At 47.6% G+C, this 24,769-nt stretch carries 15 protein-coding genes; 10 read left to right on the top strand and 5 right to left on the bottom strand.

Annotated features, from left to right (window positions below; all coding sequences use genetic code 11):
• The first annotated feature begins 70 nt into the window (after positions 1 to 70).
• From ACFS25_RS00805 to ACFS25_RS00825, 5 genes are all read left to right on the top strand, one after another.
• Positions 71 to 3,028: an excinuclease ABC subunit UvrA gene (locus tag ACFS25_RS00805; RefSeq protein WP_381496499.1), complete on the top strand. Its 2,958-nt coding sequence runs from the start codon at positions 71 to 73 to the stop codon at positions 3,026 to 3,028.
• 378 nt (positions 3,029 to 3,406) lie between these two features.
• Complete coding sequence (locus tag ACFS25_RS00810) at positions 3,407 to 5,779, top strand: sialate O-acetylesterase (protein WP_381496500.1); 2,373 nt, start codon at positions 3,407 to 3,409, stop codon at positions 5,777 to 5,779.
• A 139-nt stretch (positions 5,780 to 5,918) separates the two neighbouring features.
• Positions 5,919 to 8,714 carry a DUF1553 domain-containing protein gene (locus ACFS25_RS00815; RefSeq protein WP_381496501.1) on the top strand — a complete coding sequence of 932 codons (2,796 nt, stop codon included), beginning with the start codon at positions 5,919 to 5,921 and terminating at the stop codon, positions 8,712 to 8,714.
• Positions 8,715 to 8,799: 85 nt separating this feature from the next.
• Complete coding sequence (locus ACFS25_RS00820; RefSeq protein WP_381496502.1) at positions 8,800 to 10,317, top strand: DUF1501 domain-containing protein; 1,518 nt, start codon at positions 8,800 to 8,802, stop codon at positions 10,315 to 10,317.
• A 115-nt stretch (positions 10,318 to 10,432) separates the two neighbouring features.
• Positions 10,433 to 10,825 carry a DMT family transporter gene (locus ACFS25_RS00825; RefSeq protein WP_381496503.1) on the top strand — a complete coding sequence of 131 codons (393 nt, stop codon included), beginning with the start codon at positions 10,433 to 10,435 and terminating at the stop codon, positions 10,823 to 10,825.
• A 20-nt stretch (positions 10,826 to 10,845) separates the two neighbouring features.
• On the opposite strand, the gene gatC is transcribed toward ACFS25_RS00825, so the two are convergent.
• The 3 genes from gatC to purH all read right to left on the bottom strand — a co-directional run bounded on the left by gatC (position 10,846) and on the right by purH (position 13,528).
• On the bottom strand, positions 10,846 to 11,133 hold the full coding sequence (gene gatC / locus ACFS25_RS00830; protein WP_381496504.1) for an Asp-tRNA(Asn)/Glu-tRNA(Gln) amidotransferase subunit GatC: 288 nt from the start codon (positions 11,131 to 11,133) through the stop codon (positions 10,846 to 10,848).
• Positions 11,130 to 11,870 (bottom strand): lysophospholipid acyltransferase family protein, encoded by a 741-nt coding sequence (locus tag ACFS25_RS00835; protein ID WP_381496505.1) that lies wholly within the window; start codon positions 11,868 to 11,870, stop codon positions 11,130 to 11,132. The genes gatC and ACFS25_RS00835 overlap by 4 nt, the downstream gene beginning before the upstream one ends.
• A 98-nt stretch (positions 11,871 to 11,968) precedes the next feature.
• Entirely contained in the window at positions 11,969 to 13,528 is a 1,560-nt protein-coding gene (gene purH / locus ACFS25_RS00840; protein ID WP_381496506.1) for a bifunctional phosphoribosylaminoimidazolecarboxamide formyltransferase/IMP cyclohydrolase, read from the bottom strand.
• A gap of 176 nt (positions 13,529 to 13,704) precedes the next feature.
• Between purH and ACFS25_RS00845 the strand changes: the two genes are divergently transcribed.
• Entirely contained in the window at positions 13,705 to 15,258 is a 1,554-nt protein-coding gene (locus ACFS25_RS00845; RefSeq protein WP_381496507.1) for a polysaccharide biosynthesis C-terminal domain-containing protein, read from the top strand.
• Positions 15,259 to 15,415: 157 nt separating this feature from the next.
• The gene (locus ACFS25_RS00850) at positions 15,416 to 16,705 is read left to right on the top strand and encodes a D-alanyl-D-alanine carboxypeptidase (protein ID WP_381496508.1); all 1,290 of its coding nucleotides are present in this window, start codon (positions 15,416 to 15,418) and stop codon (positions 16,703 to 16,705) included.
• A gap of 31 nt (positions 16,706 to 16,736) precedes the next feature.
• Here the strand turns inward: ACFS25_RS00850 and ACFS25_RS00855 are convergent, their stop codons facing one another.
• A complete protein-coding gene (locus ACFS25_RS00855) occupies positions 16,737 to 18,044 on the bottom strand; it encodes an APC family permease (RefSeq protein ID WP_381496509.1) in 1,308 nt (435 codons plus the stop codon).
• A gap of 126 nt (positions 18,045 to 18,170) precedes the next feature.
• Here ACFS25_RS00855 and crcB point away from each other — a divergent pair, with 126 nt between their 5' ends.
• Together crcB and ACFS25_RS00865 are read left to right on the top strand one after the other, a co-directional pair.
• A complete protein-coding gene (gene crcB, locus ACFS25_RS00860) occupies positions 18,171 to 18,560 on the top strand; it encodes a fluoride efflux transporter CrcB (protein ID WP_381496510.1) in 390 nt (129 codons plus the stop codon).
• Between the two features lie 35 nt (positions 18,561 to 18,595).
• On the top strand, positions 18,596 to 20,044 hold the full coding sequence (locus tag ACFS25_RS00865) for a M14 family zinc carboxypeptidase (protein ID WP_381496511.1): 1,449 nt from the start codon (positions 18,596 to 18,598) through the stop codon (positions 20,042 to 20,044).
• A 233-nt stretch (positions 20,045 to 20,277) separates the two neighbouring features.
• On the opposite strand, the gene ACFS25_RS00870 is transcribed toward ACFS25_RS00865, so the two are convergent.
• A complete protein-coding gene (locus tag ACFS25_RS00870; RefSeq protein WP_381496512.1) occupies positions 20,278 to 23,499 on the bottom strand; it encodes a TonB-dependent receptor in 3,222 nt (1,073 codons plus the stop codon).
• 728 nt (positions 23,500 to 24,227) lie between these two features.
• Between ACFS25_RS00870 and ACFS25_RS00875 the strand changes: the two genes are divergently transcribed.
• Entirely contained in the window at positions 24,228 to 24,710 is a 483-nt protein-coding gene (locus ACFS25_RS00875; RefSeq protein WP_381496513.1) for an RrF2 family transcriptional regulator, read from the top strand.
• The last annotated feature ends 59 nt before the right edge of the window (positions 24,711 to 24,769 follow it).

Here is a 24,769-nt window from a genome sequence, read left to right on the forward strand (position 1 = left end):
TGGCCGGGAGAAACCATATTTTGAAATAAACCGTTAAAATCTAGATAGAGTTTACCCTCATTAACTTAGAATGAATCAGACTACGGAAACCGGACCACTACGTTCTGTTGACCATCTCGACCCCAAGCAGTTTATTATTATTAAAGGGGCGAAAGTACATAATCTAAAAGGAATTGATGTTGCCATACCTCGCAACAAATTAGTTGTGTTGACAGGTTTGTCGGGTTCTGGCAAATCGTCGCTGGCATTTGACACGTTATTTGCCGAAGGCCAGCGAATGTACGTCGAAAGTCTGAGCAGCTACGCAAGACAGTTTCTGGGCCGAATGGAAAAGCCTGATGTCGAGTATATTAAGGGGGTTTCTCCCGCTATTGCCATCGAACAAAAAGTCTCGACCCGCAATCCTCGCTCAACGGTTGGCACCTCCACCGAAATATACGATTACCTGAAGTTGCTCTTTGGCCGGGCTGGCATTACGTATTCGCCTATTTCGGGCCACGAAGTTCGCAAAGATACGGTTACAGATGTTGTCAATTTTATGTACAACTTCGAAGCAGGGCAACGGGTAATGATCATGGCTCCATTGCGCGTTCGCGAAGGAAGGTCGTTGGCTTATGAGCTGAATATCCTGCTTCAGAAGGGCTATACCCGTATTATTGGCGATGGCGGTCCGACGGGTCGGCAGGTATTGCAAATTGAGGAGGTACTGGGCAACAGCGTACAGATTGATGAACTTAGCGTTACTGAAGCAGGTTCTTTTCCGCTCGAAATTCTTGTTGACCGGGGAACCGTTTTATATGATGAAAGTGGCAACCCCGACGAAGATAATCAATACCGCTTTTCAGACTCGGTCCAAACAGCCTTTAGTGAGGGCGAAGGCACCTGCCGGATAGATATCGTAGGTCGGGAGTCACGAATTTTCTCGGATAAATTTGAGTTAGACGGAATTGAATTCGAGGAGCCGAGTGTGAATTTATTCACCTTTAATAATCCCTACGGAGCCTGCCGCCGGTGCGATGGATTCGGTAAAGTGTTGGGCATCGACCCGGATTTAGTGATTCCGGATAAAAATCTTTCCGTATTCGAAGGTGCTATTGCTCCCTGGCGTAGTGAGAAAATGAGCGAGGAGTTTATGAAACCATTGCTCAAAAACGGCATTCGCTTCGACTTCCCGATTCATCGCCCTTACAAAGAACTGACACCTGCTGAACAGGAATTGCTCTGGACGGGCAATACCTATTTTGATGGTATAAACTCGTTTTTTGCCTTTGTCGAAAGCCAGACGTTTAAGGTTCAGTACCGTGTTATGTTGTCACGGTATCGGGGTAAGACGACTTGTCCTGAGTGTAGAGGGTCCCGGTTGCGGAAGGATGCGAGCTATGTTAAAGTAGGCGGAAAATCCATTACTGATCTTGTCCTGTTGCCGCTGTCTCAGGTTACAACCTTCTTTCACAACCTTGAGTTACCTGAACACCAGCAGCAGATAGCCAATCGAATATTGATTGAAATTCGCAACCGCCTGGACTATATGGAGCGTGTTGGACTGGGATACCTAACGCTTAATCGACTGACCAACAGTCTGTCTGGCGGTGAATATCAGCGTATTAAACTAGCCACATCACTGGGGTCGGCCTTGGTTGGTTCGATGTATATTTTGGATGAACCAAGTATTGGTCTTCACCCCCGAGATACAAAACGGTTAGTTAGTGTACTCGAATCGCTCCGTGATATGGGTAACACGGTTATTGTGGTTGAACACGAAGAAGAAGTTATGCGGGCCGCTGATCAACTTATCGACATTGGTCCAGATGCCGGGTCGCTGGGTGGCCATTTGGTTTTTCAGGGAACGTGGGATGATGTGATGTCGTCGGCTAGTGCCGCGTCGGATTCTCAATCTACATTGCCAGAGAATGCCGGATTTGATACTAGCGAGCCACTACTGTTACCACTTCATTCGCATACGCTCGATTTTCTGACGGGTCGCGAGACGGTGCCAGTGCCAACGTTTCGACGGAAGGCGACAAACTTCATTGACTTAAAAGGCGCACGGGAGAATAACCTCAAAGATGTAAATGTACGGTTGCCGCTCAATACGCTCACCGTCGTAACAGGTGTATCGGGTTCTGGCAAGAGTACCCTCATTCGGAAAGTATTATACCCGGCCTTGATGCGGCAGCGGGGTGAAGGCACCGAAGAAACGGGTAAATACGACTCCCTTACGGGTTCACTCGACCGCGTTTCGGCTGTTGAGATGATTGACCAGAACCCCATTGGTAAATCGAGTCGCTCAAATCCAGTCACCTACATTAAAGCCTATGATTACCTCCGGCAGGTGATGGCTGATCAACCCGTGTCGAAATCTCGGGCGTACAAGCCAAGTCATTTTTCGTTCAACGTAGACGGAGGCCGTTGTGAGGTTTGTCAGGGTGAGGGCGAAGTGAAAATCGAAATGCAGTTCATGGCCGACATTTATCTAAAGTGCGAAGGCTGTGGGGGCAAACGGTTCAAGCAAGAAGTATTGGAGGTAACCCTGCATGACAAAAATATTTCAGATATTTTGGACCTAACCGTTGATGAGGCTATTAGCTTCTTCCGAAAAGTTGAACCCAAAATGGCCGATAAACTGCAACCGTTACAGGATGTAGGTTTAGGGTATATCGGGTTGGGACAGTCGGCAAACACGCTCTCGGGGGGTGAAGCTCAACGAGTTAAATTGGCGTCGTTTTTAGGCAAAGGCAACCCTAACAAGGGCAGTACCCTGTTTATTTTCGACGAGCCGACAACGGGCCTGCACTTCCACGACATCCGTAAGTTACTTTCGGCTATTAACGCCCTGGTTAATCAGGGCGATTCGGTGATTATTATCGAGCATAATATGGAAGTCATCAAAAATGCTGATCACATCATTGACCTTGGGCCCGACGGTGGCGAAACCGGCGGTTACATAACCTTTACGGGTACGCCGGAAGAAATGGTGAAACTGACCGATGGAAATTACACTGCAGAGTATTTGAAAGGTAAAGTATAGGTTATTGGTTTTCCCCAAGTGCATAAAAATCACCTTGTCTACTACATCGTATGCAAGGTGATTTTTCACTTATTAACCCAACATTACCCACCAAATATGAATAAGTGGACATTCTCCTGGGTGTCTTATAGAGATTAACAAAAAAGCTAATGTTATAATTAAAGTTAAACATATAGGTAAATTAATTAATATTATATATACTTTATGTTTATTTAAATGACTATATTGTATAATATAGACACTGAACTATGTAACTCTTAAATCTATTATAATTACAAAATCTATTTAGTCGCAATCGAATAAAGGAAGTACTGAATTTGCGTATCTATACAGACAAAGTTTCTCTGTATTTTCGCGGTGTTAACTTACCCACCGTTCATGTTCAGGTTTATTAAATGGGCCATTCTATTTGTTGTTTGGCCGCTGGTAACCATTGCCCAACTTCAAATTTCGCACCCAATGCCCCGCCTTGTAATACAGCGCGCGACTGATGGCAATGGACGACTTTATCTATCTGGACGATTTACGGGCGCTATAGATCGGGTGGAAGCTCAATTAACGCCTGTTGCCGCTGGTCAGGGCGTGGCTACGGCTTGGCAAACAGTACAAACCAATCCAACCAATAACTTATTTTTAGGGTATGTGACGGGGGCGGGTGGCTGGTATGTGCTAACGGTGCGTACTCTTGTAGGGAGTACCGTTATTGAACAGGCTACTGTACAGCCAGTTGGTATTGGTGAAGTATTTATTACAGCCGGACAGTCAAACGCGCGCGGGCTAGGTATTGGTGATAATGATCTCGGCACGAATACCGACCGCGTGAATGCTATTGATTCAATTAATCACTATTATCCTCCTGATGGACAAGCCCTACTCTCATCTGGCGACCCTTCACCCGTGCCCATATTTAAAGCCCTGACAGCCACACGTCGGGTATTTCCAATGGCCGAGAGTTCGTGGGGATGGGGTGAATTGGGCGATTATATTGTTAACCGCTACAACGTGCCGGTAGCCTTTTTTGTGGCTGGTTGGGATGGCTCAACAATTGATAACTGGAATAAAACGGCCAATGGCATTCCGACTTGTAACGCGTATTACTGTGTGGCAAACTGGCCGAACCTTCAACCGTATACTAACCTGAAGAACATATTACAGTATTATGGGGCTATAGCGGGCGTACGGGCTATACTCTGGCATCAGGGCGAAGCTGAGGGTGATGTAGCCAGCGGAGATATTCCCCAGTATGCTGCCCGGATTAAGGAAGTTATTCAGAAATCACGTCAGGATTTTGGTGGACGAAATGTTCCCTGGATAGTGGCTCGTGCGTCGTTTAATGGCACAAAGACAACGCCTGATGTGGTGACTCAGCAGGAGAGTGTGATTGCTATGGCCGGTCTTAATGTGTTTCAGGGACCGCTCAACGACACAATCCGGAATCGAGCTGCGGGCGATACTAATGTACACTTTCGCAATGTGTCGCGCCCATCGATTCACCCGCAATATTATCTGAATAACAAAGCTATTCCGACGAATATGGGTCTGTCGCGCTTTGCCCGAAACTGGAACAATAGCCTGAATAATGCTTTTTTTCAGAATGCTCAACCTATTACGCCAACGCAGTTTGCCGCAACGGGTAATCTGGCTGCTTACATAGGTCCCGGTGCTACGGTATCTGTATCATTTGTTACACTTGGTACATTCGATGCGAGCAACCAATGGCAGGTGCAACTACTTGATTCACTGGGTCAGTATAAAAGCGTTTTGGGAAGCGGGTCTACCAGCCCGATACAGGTAACGTTACCCAGTGCCCTGCAAAGTGGTCACTTCCAGATTCGGGTAGTGGCTACATCGCCTGCCATGCCCGCTGTCCCGTCGAATCTATTCCAGATAAAAAATCAGGCCGATGTGAGTTTGGCAATGAGTATTAGTCAGCGAACACCAGACCTAAACACGCCCGTAACCATTAGCCTGCTCATTCACAACGATGGACCGGGGCCAACAAAAAGTATAATCGTTCGAAATCGGTTGCCCAGTAATCTGGCCTTTGTTTCATCAACTGACCTGTCAGTTACTGGAACGGTGCTAACAAGTGCGGCTATAGATCTCAATGCGGGAGCTAGTCAGATAGTTAGTTTCGTCGCACAGCCGACCGCGTTGGGTAGCTACCAGAACGCAGCTGAAATTTCGCAGTCACTAACCAGCGACCCCGATAGTCAACCCAACTCTGGTACCGGAGACGGTCAGGACGATGCTGCTCAACTAGATTTTCGAACTCGTCAACTTAGCCCGTCGGTGTTTACCTCGCCGAATCCCAACCAAGTTCCGTTACCTGGCGTTAGTAGCAATCAGCCCACTCCCGATCCCGCTAAAGCTGATGTTAGCCTCAGTCTATCTGTTGACAACCGGGCTCCCCGCCTGGGCGACATCATTACGTATACAATAACCCTTACCAATCTGGGTGGTTTGGCGGCAACGGGATTGAGTGTAGCCGCTTATCTGCCCGCCGGTCAAACGTTTGTGCCGGGCGATGATTTTGGGCTGTCAGGTGGCAATCCGGTTGGCGTTGTCAGCAGCTTGGCCGCCGGTAGTTATGTTTCGTTACGCTTTCGGACTAGTGCTACTACCACTGGGCAAGGTGCTTGCGCAGTTCAACTAACAACCTCCAGTATTCCCGATCCCGACTCTACACCGGGCAATGGCACAACAAATGGCGAAGATGATACCGCTCAGGTAGATGTACGGGTGAGGTAAATATAGTCTTCTTTATGGCTTAGTAATGAAGACTATACACTAAATTACCATTAAAATTACATCGAGTTGTGATTTTAATGGTGACAAAAACCAGCATTACTGCTTTCAGTGATAGCGAATGGTTGTGTGTCTGGCTTCTATGAAAACTAGGTGGGTTATTTTAGGGACGGTAGGCATCACAATTGCGTTGATGCTTTCTTCATTTCTCGGCTTTTTCGAGAAACGAGTGGACTATAATACCCAAATCAAACCCCTATTAAATAAAAACTGCATTGTCTGCCACGGTGGGGTTAAAAAAGCATCTGACTTCTCCCTGTTGTTCAAACATGAAGCCCTGGCTCCAGCCAAGTCCGGCAAACTAGCTATCATTCCCGGCAATGCAGATGGTAGCGAGATGATTCGGCGGCTGACGCTAACGGACCCCGACGAGCGGATGCCCCTTGACCACCCTGCCCTGAAGCCTGACGAAATCGACCTTCTTCGCAAATGGATTGATCAGGGTGCCGAGTGGGGCGACCATTGGGCGTATCAGACTGTTCAGAAGCCCGACGTTCCCAAAATCGGCACCTTTTGGAGCCGATTGGGTCTATCAGAAAATGAAGAAACAAGCTGGGCGAAAAATGAAATTGATGATTTTATTCTGGATAAACTAAAGCAGGATGCCCCGTCTGACCATTTAAAGCCTTCGCCCGAGGCTGATCGAGCTACGCTGATTCGTCGGGTATCGCTTGATTTGACGGGCTTGCCACCAACCGAAACAGAAGTCTCCGCCTTTGTCGAGGATAAATCACCAGATGCCTACGAGAAAGTTGTTGATCGATGTTTAAAATCGCCTGCTTATGGCGAACGCTGGACGAGCATGTGGCTCGATCTGGCCCGCTACGCCGATACCAAAGGGTATGAACGCGACCCAGGTCGGAAAATCTGGCGATACCGCGACTGGTTGATAAAGTCCTTTAATGACGATAAGCCGTTCGATCAGTTCACCGTCGAGCAATTGGCGGGTGATTTAATGCCAAATCCTACTGACGCTCAATTTATTGCAACTGGTTTCCATCGCAACACGATGACTAACGACGAGGGCGGTACGCAGGACGAAGAGTTCAGGATAGCGGCTGTGCTTGACCGGGTTAACACTACCTGGGATGTATTTCAGGGAACAACTTTTGCCTGCATTCAATGCCACAGCCACCCGTATGACCCGTTTACCCACGATGAGTATTACAAATATCTTGCTTTCTTCAATAATAGCCGCGATGAAGACGTAACCAGCGACACGCCAACGCTTCGCTTTTATAAGCCTGCTGACTCCTTAAAAATCAATTCTTTACAACACTACATTTTCACCTCCGTTACCAGCCCGAAGCAGAGGCAGATCAGCGTTAACCAGATTACTAAATTGGTGCGAACGGTTGAGCCAAAAATCAATTCGCACGACTTCGACCAATTAGTTAATGCGTCATTGCTTGATGCCAAATATTTTGGTTTTCAGGACAAAGGTTCGGTTCGTATTAAAAACGTGACCATGACGGGACGTCCCCGCTTGCTAATTGCCTGGGGAACCAAAGCACCCGGTGCTACCGTCATAATTCGGCAGGATAACCTCGACGGGCCGATTCTGGCGAATTTAGCCGTTCCTGAAACCGGCGGTCAGTGGAACGATACCATCCAGATGATTCCGTTGCCGCAGGTGCAGGGAAAGCATAACCTGTATTTATCGCTTACCAGTCCGAAGGCCCCAAAAGAGTGGGTTATGATTAAGTGGGTATCGTTTCAGCCAATTCTGCCCGGCCAGCCACTTAATGCCGTTGGCGATCAGGATAAACGGCTACTGGAAATTCTTAACGCCGATGCCGAACAAACACCCATTATGCTCGATGGATCGGGCGATTTAGCCCGAGAGACATACGTTTTTCAGCGCGGCAACTGGCTTGTAAAAGGTAAAAAAGTAACCCCCGATGTACCTAAGTCTTTCCCGGCAATGGACCCCAAACTGCCAAAAAACAGGCTGGGATTGGCTCGTTGGATGGTTAGCCGGGAGCATCCGCTAACTGCCCGTGTAGCGGTGAATCGCTTTTGGGAGCAGTTATTTGGTACGGGTATCGTTGAGACAGTAGAAGATATGGGTACGCAGGGAATTTCGCCAACCCATCGTGAATTGCTGGATTATCTGGCGGTTGAGTTCATGGAAACTGACCATTGGAGCGTCAAGAAGATTCTAAAAAAGATGGTTATGTCTGCTACGTATCGGCAGCAATCCAAGGCCTCGCCGGAAATGGTGGCAAAAGACCCATTCAATAAATTGCTGGCGCGGGGGCCACGCGTTCGCTTATTAGCCGAAGTTGTTCACGATCAGGCACTAGCTGTAAGTGGTTTGTTAAGCCATAAAATGTACGGTCCAAGCGTCATGCCTGTTCAACCCGATGGCATCTGGCAATCGCCTTACGATGGTGAATCCTGGAAGCAAAGTACGGGCGAAGACCTGCATCGACGGGCCATATATACTTATTGGAAACGTACAGCACCGTATCCATCGATGGTTACGTTTGATAGTCCAAGCCGGGAATTCTGTCAGTCGAGACGTATCCGAACCAATACGCCTTTACAGGCACTCGTCACACTCAACGATCCAGTTTATGTGGAGGCCGCCCAAAAATTAGCTGAGTACATGCAACAGCAGGGAAAATCGCCCGAAGCCCAGATTCAGCGCGGGTTTCGGCGGGTAATGCTGTACGATCTGCCTCCTAAGAAATTAGCCGTTCTGGTTCGACTTTACCGAAACACGGAGCAGTATTATCGCCAAAAACCGGGCCAGGCAGAGAGGTTGCTGGATCGACCCGGACTAGATTGTTCTACTATTTCACCTCAATTAGCCGCCTTGACTGTAACCGCTAATACGATGCTGAATCTGGATGAGGTGATAACCAAGGAGTGAGTTTTAAAACGCAGAGAAAATAGAGATTCGCTGATACTGAAATCCCTTTCCTCTGCAAACTATCTATTTTCTCTACGTTTACTAAATGGATAAATTAATCAAAGAACTCCAGCAGGCAGCAGCCGAGCGCGAAACCCGGCGTCATTTTCTCCATACCTGCTCAACGGGTTTAGGTGCAATGGCACTTAGTTCTGTGTTGGGAAGCTGCGGATTTCTAGGGAACGATTCTTCGCAAACCAACGCCGTTGAGGGAGGAATACAATCCGATCCGCATAGTAACGGACCGACTACTGCTTCACATCCGTCGCAGTATCTGCCCAAGGCTAAACGCATCATTTATATTCACATGGCTGGGTCGCCGAGCCAGTTGGAACTGTTCGATTATAAACCCGAACTGGCGAAATATAACGGTAAAGACTGCCCGCAGGAATTGCTCGAAGGTAAAAAATTCGCCTTCATTCGGGGTGTACCAAAAATGCTTGGCCCGCAGGGTAAATTCGCGCAACATGGCCAATCTGGGGCTTGGGTGTCAGACTATTTGCCCCATTTACAGGGCGTTGTAGATGATATTACATTCCTGAAAGCAATGCATACGGACCAGTTCAATCATGCGCCTGCGCAGTTGCTCATGCATACGGGCAGCGCGCGGCTGGGTCGGCCAAGTATGGGGTCGTGGGTGACATATGGACTGGGGACCGAAAATGACAACCTGCCGGGCTACATCGTTTTGGCGTCGGGTGGAAAACAGCCCGACGCAGGCAAGTCAATTTGGGGAAGCGGCTTTTTGCCAACGCTGTATCAGGGTGTTCAGTGCCGAACGGATGGCGACCCGGTACTTTATGCGTCAGACCCCGCTGGTATCAGCCGCGATGTTCGCAAGCAAACGATTGACGCGATTAGCCAGATCAACCAGCAGCAATACGACGAAGTTAAAGACCCCGAAATTCTGACCCGCATTGCCCAATATGAACTGGCGTTTCGGATGCAGATGTCTGTTCCCGATGCGATGGACATCAAGAGCGAACCACAGTATATTCTTGACAGCTACGGTGTCGACCCGAATAAAGGCTCCTTTTCGCGGAACTGTTTGCTAGCTCGGCGGTTGGTTGAGCGGGGAGTTCGGTTCGTGCAATTGTTCGATTGGGGGTGGGATTCGCACGGTACAGGTGCCGATACCGCCATTGACATTGGTCTGAAAAAGAAATGTGTGGAGTCAGACCAAGCCGTTGCCGCTTTATTGAATGACCTGAAACAGCGTGGTTTGTTGGACGATACGCTGGTTGTCTGGGGCGGTGAATTTGGCCGGACGCCCATGCAGGAAAATCGGGATGGGCAGGTGTTACCGTTCATGGGGCGTGACCATCACCTCGAAGCGTTTACTGTTTGGATGGCCGGTGGTGGCGTTAAACAAGGGTTTTCTTACGGCGAAACCGATGATATAGGCTATTACGGTGTGAAAGATAAAGTGCATATTCATGATCTACAGGCCACCATTTTACATTTACTCGGCTTTGACCATACTAAATTGACCTATCAGTTTCAGGGTCGCCCGTTTCGACTAACCGATGTAGCCGGGAAAGTAGTGAAGCCGATTTTGGCGTAGTCGTTGACATAAAGCGAGATGGCAACAATTTCTTAATCATATCCTCAATTGGCAAGTTGCATGGAGTTGCGAATAATCGTTTCCTTTGTACCTATACCTTTGTTGGGTAGTTTCCATGATCAAGCAAACCACGCTGTCCTGGCTGTATCTAATTGGCGCAGCCGCCTGTGAAATGGCCTGGATGTACTCGCTCAAGTACATGCGACTGGCTGACCTGAAAGCGTTGCGCTGGGCTACATTCTACCGAACTGATGGAGGTTTACCGGCTTTGCTTCCGTGGATTGCTTACGTTTTCTTTGGGATTGTCAATACCCTATTGCTGGCTATCGCCATGCGCACAATATCAACTACGACAGCCTTTGCCGTCTGGATGGCTCTAACGCTGGTATTTCTCAAGGCCGCCGATATCATCTGGTTGAAAATAAGCTGGTCATGGCCTGAATTATTTTTTATCCTGCTCATCACCATTGGTATCATTGGCTTAAAAATAGTCGGCCCAACGGAGTAATTCGGAAAGCAGAAAATACTTTATTCCATCACTTTGGGTACTTCAAAAAACTGCTCGTCATGTTGGGGAGCGTTCATGAGAGCCTGCTCGCGGGAAATGTGATTGCCAACTACATCGTCACGTAAAACGTTGATCTCGTTCGAAATGTGCGTCAGGGGTTCAACGCCCGTTGTATCAACTTCGTTAAGCTGCTCCATCCAGTCGAGTACGCTGTTCAAACTGGTTAGTAAGTCGGCTTCTTCTTCGGGTTTAACCTCCAGCCGGGCCAGATGAGCCATCTTATGCAGGGTGTCTTGATCTACTTTCATACCTGTAGCGCAGCGGGGAAGCTGATTTTTTTTAATTCGGCATCAATAATTTGATACGTTTCCTGTTTTAAGTGCTCTACGCTCTCCTGGGTCATACCTACCGTTTCAATAGGCGGGTGAATAACAGCCCGTAGTGGATGCCAGTGGAATCGAACGGGACTTTTATCGGGCAAAATTCGGTAATTAGTCAGCAGGGTAATCGGTACGATTGGGACCTGTTGCTGAATCGCCATCGTGAAGGCTCCATCTTTAAAAGGCGTCATCTGGGGCATCTCAACAGCCCGGATTCCACCTTCCGGAAATATCATAATGCTCCTGCCCGACGCTAGTGTTCTAATCGATTTAGCCAGCGAATACGCTCGGCTGTTTGGCTGATCACGATCAACTTGCACATGCAGTTTAGCGAACATATACCCCAGTAACGGAATGGTCTTAACATCACTTTTGCCGACGAAAGCGAAATAGTTATTCACTAGTACGCCCATAACCGCAATGTCTAAATAGGAAAAGTGATTGGCACAAAAGACATATGCCTTGTTGGGATCGGGTCGAAATCGACGCTCAACCCGAACCGGAATGCCCACGCCTATGAAGAATAGCTTTCCCCAGATAGCATTGATTTTGTGGGCCAGGGGTTTCCACGCGTCACGTTGCAAAAACACAAACTGGATTGGGAACAACACCAGGTATAATACCACGAGACAAACAACGCACCAGATCGTGTAAAGTAGCTTCATGGTCTCTGGGTTTGTTTTGATAGGATTACAGGATTGACAAGATTAGGTATGGTAAAAATTAATCTTGTCAATCCTGTAATCCTGTCAAAAAACCTTAATCAATGTTTAAAATGTCGGATGCCCGTTGTGACCATTGCCAGATTGTGCTGATTGCAATAGTTGATTGAATCCTGATCGCGAATAGACCCGCCGGGTTGAATAACTGCCGTAATACCCGCCTGACCGGCAATTTCGACGCAGTCCGGAAATGGGAAAAACGCATCCGAGGCCATTACTGCCCCATTCAGATCGAATCCGAAAGCATGAGCTTTCTCAATGGCCTGCCGCAGCGAATCGACGCGGGAAGTTTGCCCCACGCCACTGGCTAAAAGCTGCCGGTATGCCGTACCACCTTCTTTTGCTAATACGATGGTGTTTGATTTCGTGTGTTTGCAAACTTTGAGGGCGAACTCCAGCGCCCGTACTTCGCTATCGGTAGGAGCTTTTTCTGTAACGGTTTTGAACTGACTGGCTGTTTCGGTCTGATTGTCTTTATCCTGCTCCAGCACCCCGTTTAAAATCGTTTTAAACATGACGGTTGGTAACGCTACGGCATTGCGTTTGAGAAGAATCCGATTCTTTTTCGATTTTAACAGGCTCAAAGCTTCCGGCATATAATCGGGCGCAATCAGGATTTCCATAAACAGCTTGTTCAATTCTTCGGCTGTTTCCAGGTCTACCGGTGCGTTTGTTACCACCACGCCCCCAAAAGCTGAAACTGGATCGCAAGCCAGTGCATTTACGTAAGCTTCCTTTGCGGTTGGGGCTATGGCAATGCCACAAGCGTTGGTATGTTTGATGATGGCAAACGCTTTCTCGTCCGTACTTGCGAATTCATCAATCAAGTTTACGCAGGCGTCAACATCTACTAAGTTGTTGTAGGACAGTTCTTTGCCATGTAATTTATCGAACATAGCATCCAAATCGCCGTAGAAAGTCGCTTGCTGGTGCGGATTCTCGCCGTACCGAAGGTGGTTGGCTGACAGACTTTTAAAGTCGTAAATAGGTCCCGCAGGTTCCAATTGTTGACTAGTCCCGGCAAAATAAGCCTGAATTGCCGTGTCGTAGTGCGATGTTACGGCAAACGCTTCTCCGGCATACTGTCGGCGGTCACTCAACTCAGTTGATCCTTTTTGCTGGGTCAGCAAATCGACCACAGCCGTGTACTGAGTTCGCGAGGAAACAATCAGTACATCATTATAATTTTTAGCAGCCGCCCGAATCAGCGAAATACCACCGATGTCAATTTTTTCAATAATGTCCTCATCCGATGCGTCCGACGCTACCGTTTCCTCAAATGGATAAAGGTCTACAATCACCAAATCAATGGGTGGAATCTGGTGCCGCTGGGCCTGAGCGAGATCTTCAGCTACGTCCCGTCGGTACAGAATGCCGCCCATTACGGCTGGATGCAGTGTTTTGACTCGTCCGCCGAAAATGGATGGATAGCCGGTGAGGTCTTCAACAGCCGTAACCGGAATGCCGAGTTGTTCGATGAACGCCTGAGTGCCGCCGGTAGAATATAATTTGACGTTCTGTTCGTTCAAGAGCCGTACTAAAGGTTCGAGACCGTCTTTATAAAAAACGGAAATCAGCGCGGAGGAGATTTTGAGAGACATGAGGTCGGTTAGAACAGCTTTAGGGCTGTTAATAATTTTGTTGCCAAGTAATGCGAAACAGTCACGTAACTGGTTCAACTGGAAGCGCAAAGATAACCAAAGGTCTTAACTTTGTCAGCCCGGAGCACGAAGTCCGGCTTTAGCTGGGCCAATCCAGGCCAGACATTCTGTAAAAAATGAGTACGTTCAAAAAATTAGCCAGCGACACGGCGCTGTATGGTATCAGTACCATTCTGGCGCGGCTGCTCAATTATGCTCTCCTGCCAATCCAGACTTACGCCTTTGACAAGCCAGCTGCAATGGCCTCGAACATTGAATTTTATAGCTGGATTGGCGTTTTTCTGGTGCTTTACACACTGGGGCTGGAAACCGCTTTTTTTCGGTTCATGTCCCGCTCGAAAGACCAGCCTGTTGCCGAAAAGAACCGAATTTTTAGTCAGTCACTCAGCATAGTTATTAGTATAAGCCTTCTGTCAACGATTTTACTCTTTAGTTTTGCCACCCAAATAACCCAATGGCTAAACTATCCGGGTCAGGAGCGTTTTGTGCAATGGTCGGCGTTGCTGGTGGCTATTGACGCGATTGTGGCGATTCCATTCGCCCGTCTGCGCGTCGAAAACCGCGCTCGTGAGTTTGTCTGGGCGAGAATGACGAATATCCTTATCGTAGTCGCCTTAAATATCTTTTTTATTATTCTGGCCAAAGATGTTTATGAAGGTAAATATCTGACGGCTCTACAGCCGATAGCCGACCTTATTTATAAGCCAGAGATCGGTGCAGGTTATATCTTTCTGGCCAACCTAATTGGTAACGCGCTGTATTTTATTATTATCCGAAAAGCATTTGCCGGGTTTCGTTTTCAGTTGAACGGGCCACAAATCGGGGCTTTATTGGTATATGCTTTCCCCATTATGCTCACGAATCTGGCGGGTGTCTTAAACCTACTGACAGACCGGTTATTCCTGCGCCATTTCTTGCCACCGGGTTTTTATCCAGGTTTGTCGCCCGAAGATGTACTGGGTATTTACGGCAGTTGTTTGAAGTTATCGGTCTTTATGGCCTTAGCTATCCAGTCGTTCAAATTTGCCGCTGACCCATTTTTTTTCGCACAGGCCGAAGACAAAAATGCGCCGACATTATTGGCGACTGTTACAAAATGGTTTCTGATCGTCTGCATTCTGATCTGGGTTGGCGTTAGTATCAATCTCGATCTGCTTGGCCAGCTATTTTTGCGTTCGAAAGCGTATCGTGTCGGGTTGGATATTGTGCCATTGCTTCTGCTGGGAAACATGCTCTTGGGGGTTTATTACAACATCTCGTTTTGGTTTAAGCTGAATGACAAAACGTATTATGGTACACTTATTACAGTTGTCGGAATGGCCGTAACGATTGTGCTGAATCTGGTACTTATTCCCATTATTGGCTATATGGGATGTGCCGTCGCCTTTCTAATTTCCAGCTTTGTCATGACGGCTATGTGCTATCTACTTGGCGAGAAATACTATCCAGTCCCTTACGATGTTCGATCAGCGGTGGGGTATACACTTGGGGCTGGTTTGCTAATTTGGGGATGCTGGCAGTTTCCCATTGCCAATTTATGGGTTGCGGTGCCGGTTCACACGGCCCTGTTTGGGTTATTTATAGGTGTCGTGCTATTTATTGAACGCGACACCCTTCAACCGCTAATACTCCGATTTCGGAAGAGAAAGCAAGTTGCCCGAATACCATAGCCTAAAACAATGATGAGAATAGGTTAACGATAAATGTATCTTCAAGAAAAACGATGGCTTGCCCGGGCAGTATTTCTTATAGATAGATTTGGCAATAATCTGTTAACTCTGCCACCGTAAATGGCGCTTCCTGCTTCATGAAATTATACCGGCAAATATGAAAGTAGTACTGCCTTTTGTTTTTTTACTGATTGTGTTTGGTTGCTCTCCCGCTCGTCGCATTAATCGTGATTTGCGCACGAAGTCGGCTTATAACGACCACTTTACAGGAGTCGCCTTGTATGATCCTGTTCAACAGCGAGCGTTAATTGAATACAATGCTGATAAGTCCTTTACGCCCGCATCGAACACCAAACTATTCAGTTTATATGCGGGATTGCTAGCTCTCCGTGACTCGCTGCCCGTATTACGCTACGTTATTCGGAACGATTCGCTGATTTTCTGGGGAACCGGTAATCCGCTTCTCCTTCACCCTGATCTGCCCGATACAACTGCGCTGGTCTTTCTCCGAAATCGTCCGGAGCGGTTGTTCTTCTCACCGGCCAATTATGATGGTCCGCGCTTTGGGTCCGGTTGGGCCTGGGACGATTATAACGATGATTATTCGCCGGAACTAGCCTCACTGCCCATATACGGCAACGTTGTGCGGTTTACCAGTGGGTCAGTAAACCCAAGCCGATTTGTTGACAGTACAAATGTATCGACCAAGGCTGCGGGCGGAGTGCATCGTGCGGAAGTTAGCAATCAGTTTGTACGGTCGAGTGGTGGAAAATCGACGCGGCAGGATGTGCCATTTCGATGGTCGGCTACTTTAGCTGCTCAACTACTTTCCGATACTCTTCATCGACCAGTCGGCGTGGTTAACGTGCCTGTAGAGTCGAACGCCCGACTTTTGCGGGGCTCTCCCTCCGATTCGCTTTACAAACGAATGCTTCACGTGAGCGATAATCAGTTTGCCGAACAAGTACTGTTTATGGCATCTGCCGAACACACGTCAGGCAAACTCAATCCAACAGCAGAAATACGTTGGCTATTAGATTCAGTTTTACATTATTCAGCCACCTCAGGAGGCCGAACCCCGGCCAAGTGGGTTGATGGTTCAGGCTTATCAAGGTATAACCTGTTTACGCCCAACATTTTTATTGATTTACTTGGCCGGATTTATTCAAAAGTGCCACAACGGCGATTGTTTGGCCTACTGCCAGTCGGGCCGCGAATTGCCACCGGGCAGTCGGCTACGTTGCGGATCCCAATGGCAAATGAGAAGTCTTATGTTTTTGCCAAATCCGGTTCTATGACCGGTGTATATAATCTAAGCGGTTATGTACTGACGAAGCGGAATAAGCTTCTCTATTTCAGTATCATGCACAACAATTTTACGCAGCCCGTCAGCGAAATGCGCCGACGAACGGCAGCGTTGTTAGAGGAAATTCATGAGCGATTGTAATATTGTAATAAAGCCAAGCTCTCTAGCTTTCCTATCGCTTAATCAGTAAATACACCGGATAACTCACCGCTATGAAGCCAAGGGCGTACAAGCTGCTGGAGAAATCACCGATAATAACCCCAAGCAGAAACGCCAGTGAGACAATAAGTAGTGTCCAGGTAGAAAAAGGATACCCCCAGGCCCGAATTGGTCGCGGAAGGTCTGGCTCGGTTTGTCGCAGGCGAATCAGAGCCGCAAAACCCGACGCGTTACACAACACGAAGAAGAATGTGGCAATATCCGACAGTTTGCTATAGGTATTAGTTAGGATCAGTACAATTGACGTTAGGGCTGTTAGCAACACGGCAAGGGCCGGTGTGCCACCCGCATTGACGTAACTAACGGCGCGAAAAAACAGTCCATCGCGAGCCATCGAGAAGATAACGCGTGGATTGAACATCAGCTGGGCGTTGATAATGCCCATAATTGAAATCATCAGCAAAAACGTTACGACCTGCGCACTGCCCGGCCCGAATAGAAACTGAACGGCATCGGCAGCGGCTAATTTAGACCCTGCCAGGGTTTCTATGGGCAGAACGTGAAGCAGTGCCAGGTTAACCAGTACATAAATGACGATGATCAGAAGCACCCCACCCATCATAGAACGGGGCAGATTACGGCTGGAATTTACATCCTCTTCCGTAAAATAGGCCGCTGTGTGCCAGCCATCGTAGGTATAAAACACCGACTGTAGTGCGGCCAGAATGCCAAGCCAAATGCCTTTCTCGGCCAACGGCCTAACTGTCCCGACTGAGATCGGGGCGGCTGATGAACTGGGCGTTACCACAAAGCAGGCCACCACGAATGCTAATAATCCCACCGCTTTAAGTACACTCATAACCTCCTGCGCCCGGCCTGCCGCCCGAACGCCAATCCAGTGAAAAGCAACAAATGCCAGCAGAATGCTGATGGCAACTACTTTTTGCCAGTTAATTAGCACCGGCACCAGTAAACCAATGTACTCGCTCATAACGGCGGCCCCAAAGGCCATAGCGGCCACACTGCCGAGCCAGCTACTAATACCGATAATGAAACCGATATAATTGCCAAATGCCCGGCGCGCATAAATATACCAGGCTCCTGCTTTAGGCAGCATCGTTCCCAATTCCATAACCGACAGCGAACCAACCAGTGCATAGGCACCCACGGCCAGCCAGACTGCAATGATGAGGGTGGGATTGCCAATGTCCTGCGCAACGGGACCAGGCTTTCGCAAAATACCCGTACCAATAGTGCCGCCAATGGTGACGGCTACGCCGAAGCCGACGCCTAACAATTTTTTGAGTTGATTTTGGGCCATAGTGGGCAGGAGGAAGCAAGGTGCCAGAGCAGGCTATTTTACAATGATAGCGAAAAAAGTGGCCCATAAGGGATTCAAGCCCTGAGACCGGCTGTCAGCGTTGTTGTTTTTTGTAAGTTTGCCACCATGAGAATGTTGTTGATAAATCCCTATGTGCTGGTATTTTTCGGTGGTGGTGCGGGGAGTTTACTGCGCTATAGCGCAGGTCGGTTAATTCCTGCTACGCTTACTGGCTCGCCATTTCCAACGGCCATTTTAGTGGTTAACATAGTCGCCAGCTTTGTGCTGGGTGCGGTTGCTGGCTTAATAATGAGTAGGTTGGCGAGTGAGGAAACCCGCTTGCTGATCGGTGTGGGCTTTTGTGGAGGACTCAGCACGTTTTCAAGTTTTAGCTATGATACGGTTATATTGATGCAAAATGGTCGTATTGGGGCTGCCTTGCTTAATATTGGCCTCAATGTGATCTTGTGTTTAGTCGCTTCTATTGGTGGCCTGTGGCTTGGACAAAAACTATGATAAGGCTATCGCTCGTTCTATCTCTATTCCTAACAATGCCAATTAGTTCGCAAGCCCAGGATGTAGCACGTCGGCTGCACGACGCGCATGACACCTATAAAGAAAAAATCTTTACGCATCGACGATTTACCCATGCGGATATTATACCCCTGCTGAATAAGCTAAGCGAACCGATGTCGGTTAGTCAGGTTGGCGAATCACTGGAAAAACGGGCTATTTATCAGGTCAAAGCCGGTACAGGACCAACGAAAGTATTGCTCTGGAGCCAGATGCACGGCGACGAAGCCACTGCCACGATGGCTTTGTTCGACATTTTTAATTTCCTGCAAGCGAAAAATGATGGCTTCGATGAGTTGCGACAGACAATCCTGGCTAACACGACACTCTATTTTGTGCCGATGCTCAATCCTGATGGGACCGAACGATTTCAACGACGCACCGCCACAGACATTGACATGAATCGCGATGCGCTGCGTCTGCAAACACCGGAAGGAAGGCTACTTAAACATCTTCAGCAAACGCTTCATCCGTTAGTTGGCTTCAATCTTCATGACCAGAGCCCACGATACAGCGTTGGCAAAACGGGCAAACAGGCTGTTATGTCTTTTTTGGCGACGGCCTATGATGAAGACCGGACGGTCAACGATGTTCGGCAACGATCTATGCAGCTCATTGTGGGCATGAATCGCGTGTTGCAGCAGTTTATACCGGGACAGGTGGCTCGCTACGACGATGAGTTTGAGCCGAGAGCGTTCGGAGATAACATTCAAAAGTGGGGAACAACGCTGGTTTTGATTGAATCGGGCGGCTACAGAGGTGATCCGGAAAAAATGGCGATCCGTCGGCTGAACTTTGTGGCGATTCTGTCTGCTCTGAAAGCCATTGCCGATGGAGTCTATAAACAGGAAGATACTGCCGACTATCAGGCCATTCCCGAAAACGGTCGCGCCTTATTTGACGTCCTGATTCGGAATGCGACGGTCGTGCGTGAAGGCCGACCGATAACGATTGACGTGGGCATTAATCACGACGAAGTCAATGACAACGTAATTCAGCCTGGACTGGCCCGGCCTGGATTGGCCCAGGCTGGATTGGCAAAAACGTTTCAGTATAAGAGCACCGTCGAAGATATTGGCGATCTGTCAACCTTGTACGGTATAGAGGAAATCGACGCGACGGGCTTAACCTTAACACCAGCTCGTATTTATGCTGATACGCTCGACAGCGCAGCCGATCTTGATAAACTTAATTTATCCGCTCTTCGACGCGATGGAATTGTCTTGTTTAACGTACGGCAGGCTGCTAACGATAACTTTCCAACGCAAGCTGTACACTTGCTTCATGAAGGCGGCTTGCCGGGACAACCGCTTCAACTAGAGCAGATTCCAACTTTCCTGCTAGTGAAGGGCACTCAAATAAAGTACCAGTTTGTCAATGGGTTTTGGAAAGACAGCCGCGACGCACAAAATGGAGTAGTTGATTAGTCCTAATACAAGCGTAATGGTGGCATAACATTCCCCTAACACTAGATGAGTAACTTTGTCGGAAATTAGTTTGCATAAACAAGCTATCTATCATCTAGAGCCTCATATTGGTGTCGCCCGAAAAGCCAGAACATTGTTCTGGTTTTTTCTTTTACGTCAATTTAAACCTCGAACAAAACAAACCGCCCGACTGAATAGCCGGGCGGTTTGTTTTGGATAGAAAGTAATGTATGTTAGAACGAGTACCGTGCGCCCAACTGCATCTGCCAGCGAGAGCCCAGGGGATCAATCGAATACGGTGCCGCCGGAGCCGACCAACTAAATGTTGGGTCGCCTACCGTTGGATTCGTAGCCCGTGTTAAACCGACAGACGCTGTCGAGTTAAACGTATTTGGTGAGAAGTAGTAGTAGCCTAACTTCTTGTCCAGCAGATTCAGGAAGTTGATAATGTCATAACTAATCTGAATCGACTGACGGCCTTTTAACTTGAACTCATGCAGGAAACGCAAATCCATTGTATTATTCCAGGGTGTGCGACCGGCATTGCGTTCGGTAAAGTCGCCCTTGCGTGTTTTCAGATAAGAGTCTGATTCAACAAAGTTCATAAAATCAGCCGCTTGTGTTCCAGTTGGTAACAACTTTTGCGCTTCAGTCAGGTCACGTGGAATATAGGCTAAACTATTGGCCTGCGCTGACCCATCGACGGTTGCGTTGACATATCCCCATGAGAACGGCGTACCAGATTGCAGCGAATAAAACAGCGTAACGGTGGTGGCATTGCGCGGATTCCACAGTTTCCGGTAATTGACCGTACCTACAATCCGGCTCCGAATGTCGAAGTTCGAATACGATAATTGCGGGTTGTTAGGAGTCAGCGACTGGTTCAACTGCCAGTTCGATTCCATTGAGTTCCGAATGCCGTTGGTAATATCGAACGATTTGCCGTAAGTGTAAGCCGTTGAAAAACCAAAACCAGCCGGGAAGTTCCGTTGTACTTGTGCTGTCAAACTGTAGCGGTAGCCTTTGTTCGTATTTGACAGCATGTACGCATTAGCGAAGTTATTGTCAATGCGCTGCGCTCCAGCACTTCCATTAGCCGCTACATAAATTGGCTGTTGTTGCTTCGTATCGTAGCTGTAATACCGGACAATATCTTTGGTGTTGACTTGCTGAAACTTCAAATCCTGAATCACCTTCGTGTATAATCCTTCTACCGTAAACTTGTAACCGCCCACTGTGTAATCAACGGCGATATTGTTCCGGAACATCTGGGGCATCTTAAACTTATTGTCAATCAAGTCAACCTGTGTCCGGGTTACTCCACCATTTGCCGGGTTGTTATTAATAGCTAATCCGCCATTCGCAACAAGGGGATCGCCAACCAGTTTGGTCGTTGCCGTAGCATTGTTGTTAAAGTCATACGCGCCGTAACCCACACCATTGTTGTAGAAAGCATACCCTAACCAGGCGAATGGAATCCGACCGGTAAACAAGCCCGTTCCACCCCGAATGACCAAACTTCGATCACCCTTTACATCGAAATTAAACCCTAAACGGGGTGATATTTGAACGTTGTTTAGGTAGTTATTGGTGATTTTGTTCAGAGGTGTGAAGTTGTACGTCTTACCCATATCAGTCGGATCGCCAGCCGATCCCGTTACCTGCGAGCTAAGAGCCGGTTTTGTCGGTAGCCCCGAATAATCGAAGCGAATACCGGGCGAAAGCTTAAGTCGGTCTGTAAGCTGAATCTCATCCTGCACATAAAAACTCAGCAGATTAACATTGAAGTGGGCGTATGGATTGTTGAATTGAGTATCCAGGTTATTCGTCCCATCAGCGAAAGGGTATGAACCCCGTACGCGGTTAGGCAATTTGGCCAGAAATTCAGCGGGCGAGCGGTAAGAAATCCGACCGTTTGGCGCGTTTACGAACCCGTAGTCGATGTTATAAAACTCGTTGTGCGTACCGACCGTGAAGGTATTTTTGCCAAGGTAAAATGTAAAGTTATCCGTCAACTCAAACGTCTTCTGGCGCAAGTTAAATACTGATGCTTCGCGGTCATTACCCAGGAAAATTGTGCCGCCGTTATAGCCAATCTCGACCTGTGGAAACGACCGTACATTCGAGAGCGTATTCCGAAAATCGTGAACGCTCGAATAACCAAAAATCAAGCTGTTCGATGCTCGTCCACCAAATTGACTCTTTAATTCGGCAACGGTGCTGCTCTGGTTATTGCTTTGCTTGAAGTCGATGCTGCCGAAACGGAAGTTGGCTGCGTCACGCTCTAAATTAGTAGCTTCCGAGAATACCGTGTTATTACGGATACTCAGCTGATTTTTATCGTTGATATTCCAGTCTATCCGATTAAAGAATTTGGTGCTTTTTGAGTAGATCGAATAATTGCCAGACGACCCGGCATCGAGACCATAGTTCGTTTTAACAAAATCGCTGAGCTGCTGGGCAAGGGCCGCATCCTTAATAAGTGAGCTAGGTGTGCCTGCCTGAAACTGAACCGGATCTTGACGACGGGTGATTTCCTCGTTGGTAAAGAAGAACAGCTTATTTTTAATCAGCGGCAACCCTACTCGAACGCCCGTTTGATACTCGTAAAACGTGCTGGGTAATTTTTCTTTGGCGTCAGATGCGCCATTCCATGAACCCGTTAGTGAAGCATTCCGACCAAATCCATAGACTGAACCCGTTACATCGTTGGTGCCGCTTCGTGTCACGGCGTTGATAGAACCACCTAAGAAATTGCCCAATCGTACGTCAAACGGGGCCACGGCTACCTGAATGTCCTGAATGGCATCTAAGCTTACAGGGTTTGTACGCGTACTTGAACCAGGCTGACCCGTTGAGCCGGTCGAGCCACCAAGTGATGGGCTAAAACCTATGGCATCATTGTTAATGGCTCCGTCAATAGTCACGTTATTGTACCGGAAATTTGTACCCGCAAACGAGTTATTGTTGTTGGCTTGCGGAGATAAGCGAGTCATATCGGTCAAACTCCGCGAAATAGTTGGTAACCGACGGATGGCTTCACTGTTGACACTAATGCCCGCGCCCTGTCGTTCGCCCTCTCGACTACCTTTTACAACAACTTCGGTCAATTGCGCACTACCGTCTTTTAGCAGAAAATTCAAATTGGTGGTTTCGCCTAATTGCAGCAGAACATCAGACCGGGTTTCGGTATTATAGCCTACATAAGTAACTACAATTTGATAAGGGCCGCCCGCATTCATGTTATTGATACGGAAACGGCCTTCAGTATCCGTAACGGTAGCATATTTTGTGCCGGTTGGTGTGTATAGTGCCTGAACCGTTGCACCAGGTAATCCCTCTTTCTTAATGTCTGTAATACGGCCACTCAAACCGCTGGTTGTCACCTGTGCCCAAGAGACCGAAAGAGTGACAAGTGATAATAAAAGTAACAGGGTAGAGATAAATAATTTCATTTGTTGCATCTATGATATTTCCGGTGCAAAATTCACGGAATTTCAGACGCTCCCTGTTAGCCAAATGTTATCAAACACACGGCAAATGTTATGAAATAGATGAACAGATTAAAATAAGATTAAACAACTACTTATGAAATGAGTGGTTGTTCCTTTCTTCTTATTGTATAATACCGTCTTAGCGAGGTCGGTATAAGTTGGTGTACGAATAAAGACGGGAAACAAAAGCAATCCCATCAGTTGCGCTGTACGCGTAAATGGTACTCAACTCGGCAGTATTTCTGTTGAGAGGTGCCATCTGGAATGGTAAGGAAGCTACTGTAAGAGTGGCCTATGAAGACACAGGCCAAAGAAATAAGTAAACGTAATTCATACAATAGCTAAGTAGTAAAAAGGCGTAGGTTACTTATAAATCAGCTGCCAATCTAATGCAAAAATCAACAGTTTACACTTTCGACGGATCATTTAGTTACTTACAGATTCATGGCGCATCTAATACCCAACTTAATCCATGAACTTTTAGGAAGTTTATGATTGTTCGGCAATAAATTTGTGTTAAAGACAATAAGGTATGGTCGAGTGTATCATCATTTCTGCTTTATTTACGTAAATAGCCACGTTTTTGGCTGAGAATTAAGTACCTGCTGATTTTTATTCTTTTGATGGCCGAATCGTTATTTAATTAGTCGGTCTACTTTATTACCCTACCACCATTAGGCACCGTAACGATGATTTCTAAAAAAGCTAAGTATGCCATCAAAGCCCTCAAGGTTTTGACTGAAGAGTATGGCAAAGGCCCCGTATTGATTTCCTACATTTCGGCGAAGGAAAATATCCCGAAAAAATTTTTAGAAGCTATTCTGCTGGAACTGCGTAATCACGGAATTCTGCAAAGCCAGAAGGGAAAAGGTGGTGGTTATTTGTTGCGTGTCGATCCGGGTCGGGTCAATCTGGCACAGGTACTTCGGGTAATTGATGGGCCTATTGCCCCAACGCCCTGCGTATCGTTTAATTTTTATGTTAAATGCGATGACTGTAATGACGAGGTAACCTGCGCGCTAAGGCCAATAATGGAGCGCGTTCGCGACGCGAATCTAGGCGTTTACGAAAGCACAACGTTGCTGACATTCCAAAAGCTTGCTTCGTCCGAAAGTAAAGAAATTCCAGTTGGTAGTAAAGCCTCCGAATTGGTTGAAGTTGCAACCAGCTGACTGTCAACATAGTATCGTTGTACGGTTTTGGAGACTTCGTTTCCAAAACCGTACAACGA

Origin of the sequence: Spirosoma flavum (assembly GCF_042686045.1) — a bacterium.
GTDB classification, from domain to species: domain Bacteria; phylum Bacteroidota; class Bacteroidia; order Cytophagales; family Spirosomataceae; genus Spirosoma; species Spirosoma flavum.

What these genes read in the sequence shown, in the direction of transcription:
- ACFS25_RS00865 (WP_381496511.1), top strand. Translation starts at nt 18,596, where the DNA reads ATGCCAATTAGTTCGCAAGCCCAGGATGTAGCACGTCGGCTGCACGAC.
- ACFS25_RS00855 (WP_381496509.1), bottom strand. Translation starts at nt 18,044, where the DNA reads ATGGCCCAAAATCAACTCAAAAAATTGTTAGGCGTCGGCTTCGGCGTA.
- ACFS25_RS00845 (WP_381496507.1), top strand. Translation starts at nt 13,705, where the DNA reads ATGAGTACGTTCAAAAAATTAGCCAGCGACACGGCGCTGTATGGTATC.
- ACFS25_RS00850 (WP_381496508.1), top strand. Translation starts at nt 15,416, where the DNA reads ATGAAAGTAGTACTGCCTTTTGTTTTTTTACTGATTGTGTTTGGTTGC.
- purH (WP_381496506.1), bottom strand. Translation starts at nt 13,528, where the DNA reads ATGTCTCTCAAAATCTCCTCCGCGCTGATTTCCGTTTTTTATAAAGAC.
- ACFS25_RS00810 (WP_381496500.1), top strand. Translation starts at nt 3,407, where the DNA reads ATGTTCAGGTTTATTAAATGGGCCATTCTATTTGTTGTTTGGCCGCTG.
- ACFS25_RS00815 (WP_381496501.1), top strand. Translation starts at nt 5,919, where the DNA reads ATGAAAACTAGGTGGGTTATTTTAGGGACGGTAGGCATCACAATTGCG.
- ACFS25_RS00835 (WP_381496505.1), bottom strand. Translation starts at nt 11,870, where the DNA reads ATGAAGCTACTTTACACGATCTGGTGCGTTGTTTGTCTCGTGGTATTA.
- crcB (WP_381496510.1), top strand. Translation starts at nt 18,171, where the DNA reads ATGAGAATGTTGTTGATAAATCCCTATGTGCTGGTATTTTTCGGTGGT.
- gatC (WP_381496504.1), bottom strand. Translation starts at nt 11,133, where the DNA reads ATGAAAGTAGATCAAGACACCCTGCATAAGATGGCTCATCTGGCCCGG.
- ACFS25_RS00805 (WP_381496499.1), top strand. Translation starts at nt 71, where the DNA reads ATGAATCAGACTACGGAAACCGGACCACTACGTTCTGTTGACCATCTC.
- ACFS25_RS00870 (WP_381496512.1), bottom strand. Translation starts at nt 23,499, where the DNA reads ATGAAATTATTTATCTCTACCCTGTTACTTTTATTATCACTTGTCACT.
- ACFS25_RS00820 (WP_381496502.1), top strand. Translation starts at nt 8,800, where the DNA reads ATGGATAAATTAATCAAAGAACTCCAGCAGGCAGCAGCCGAGCGCGAA.
- ACFS25_RS00875 (WP_381496513.1), top strand. Translation starts at nt 24,228, where the DNA reads ATGATTTCTAAAAAAGCTAAGTATGCCATCAAAGCCCTCAAGGTTTTG.
- ACFS25_RS00825 (WP_381496503.1), top strand. Translation starts at nt 10,433, where the DNA reads ATGATCAAGCAAACCACGCTGTCCTGGCTGTATCTAATTGGCGCAGCC.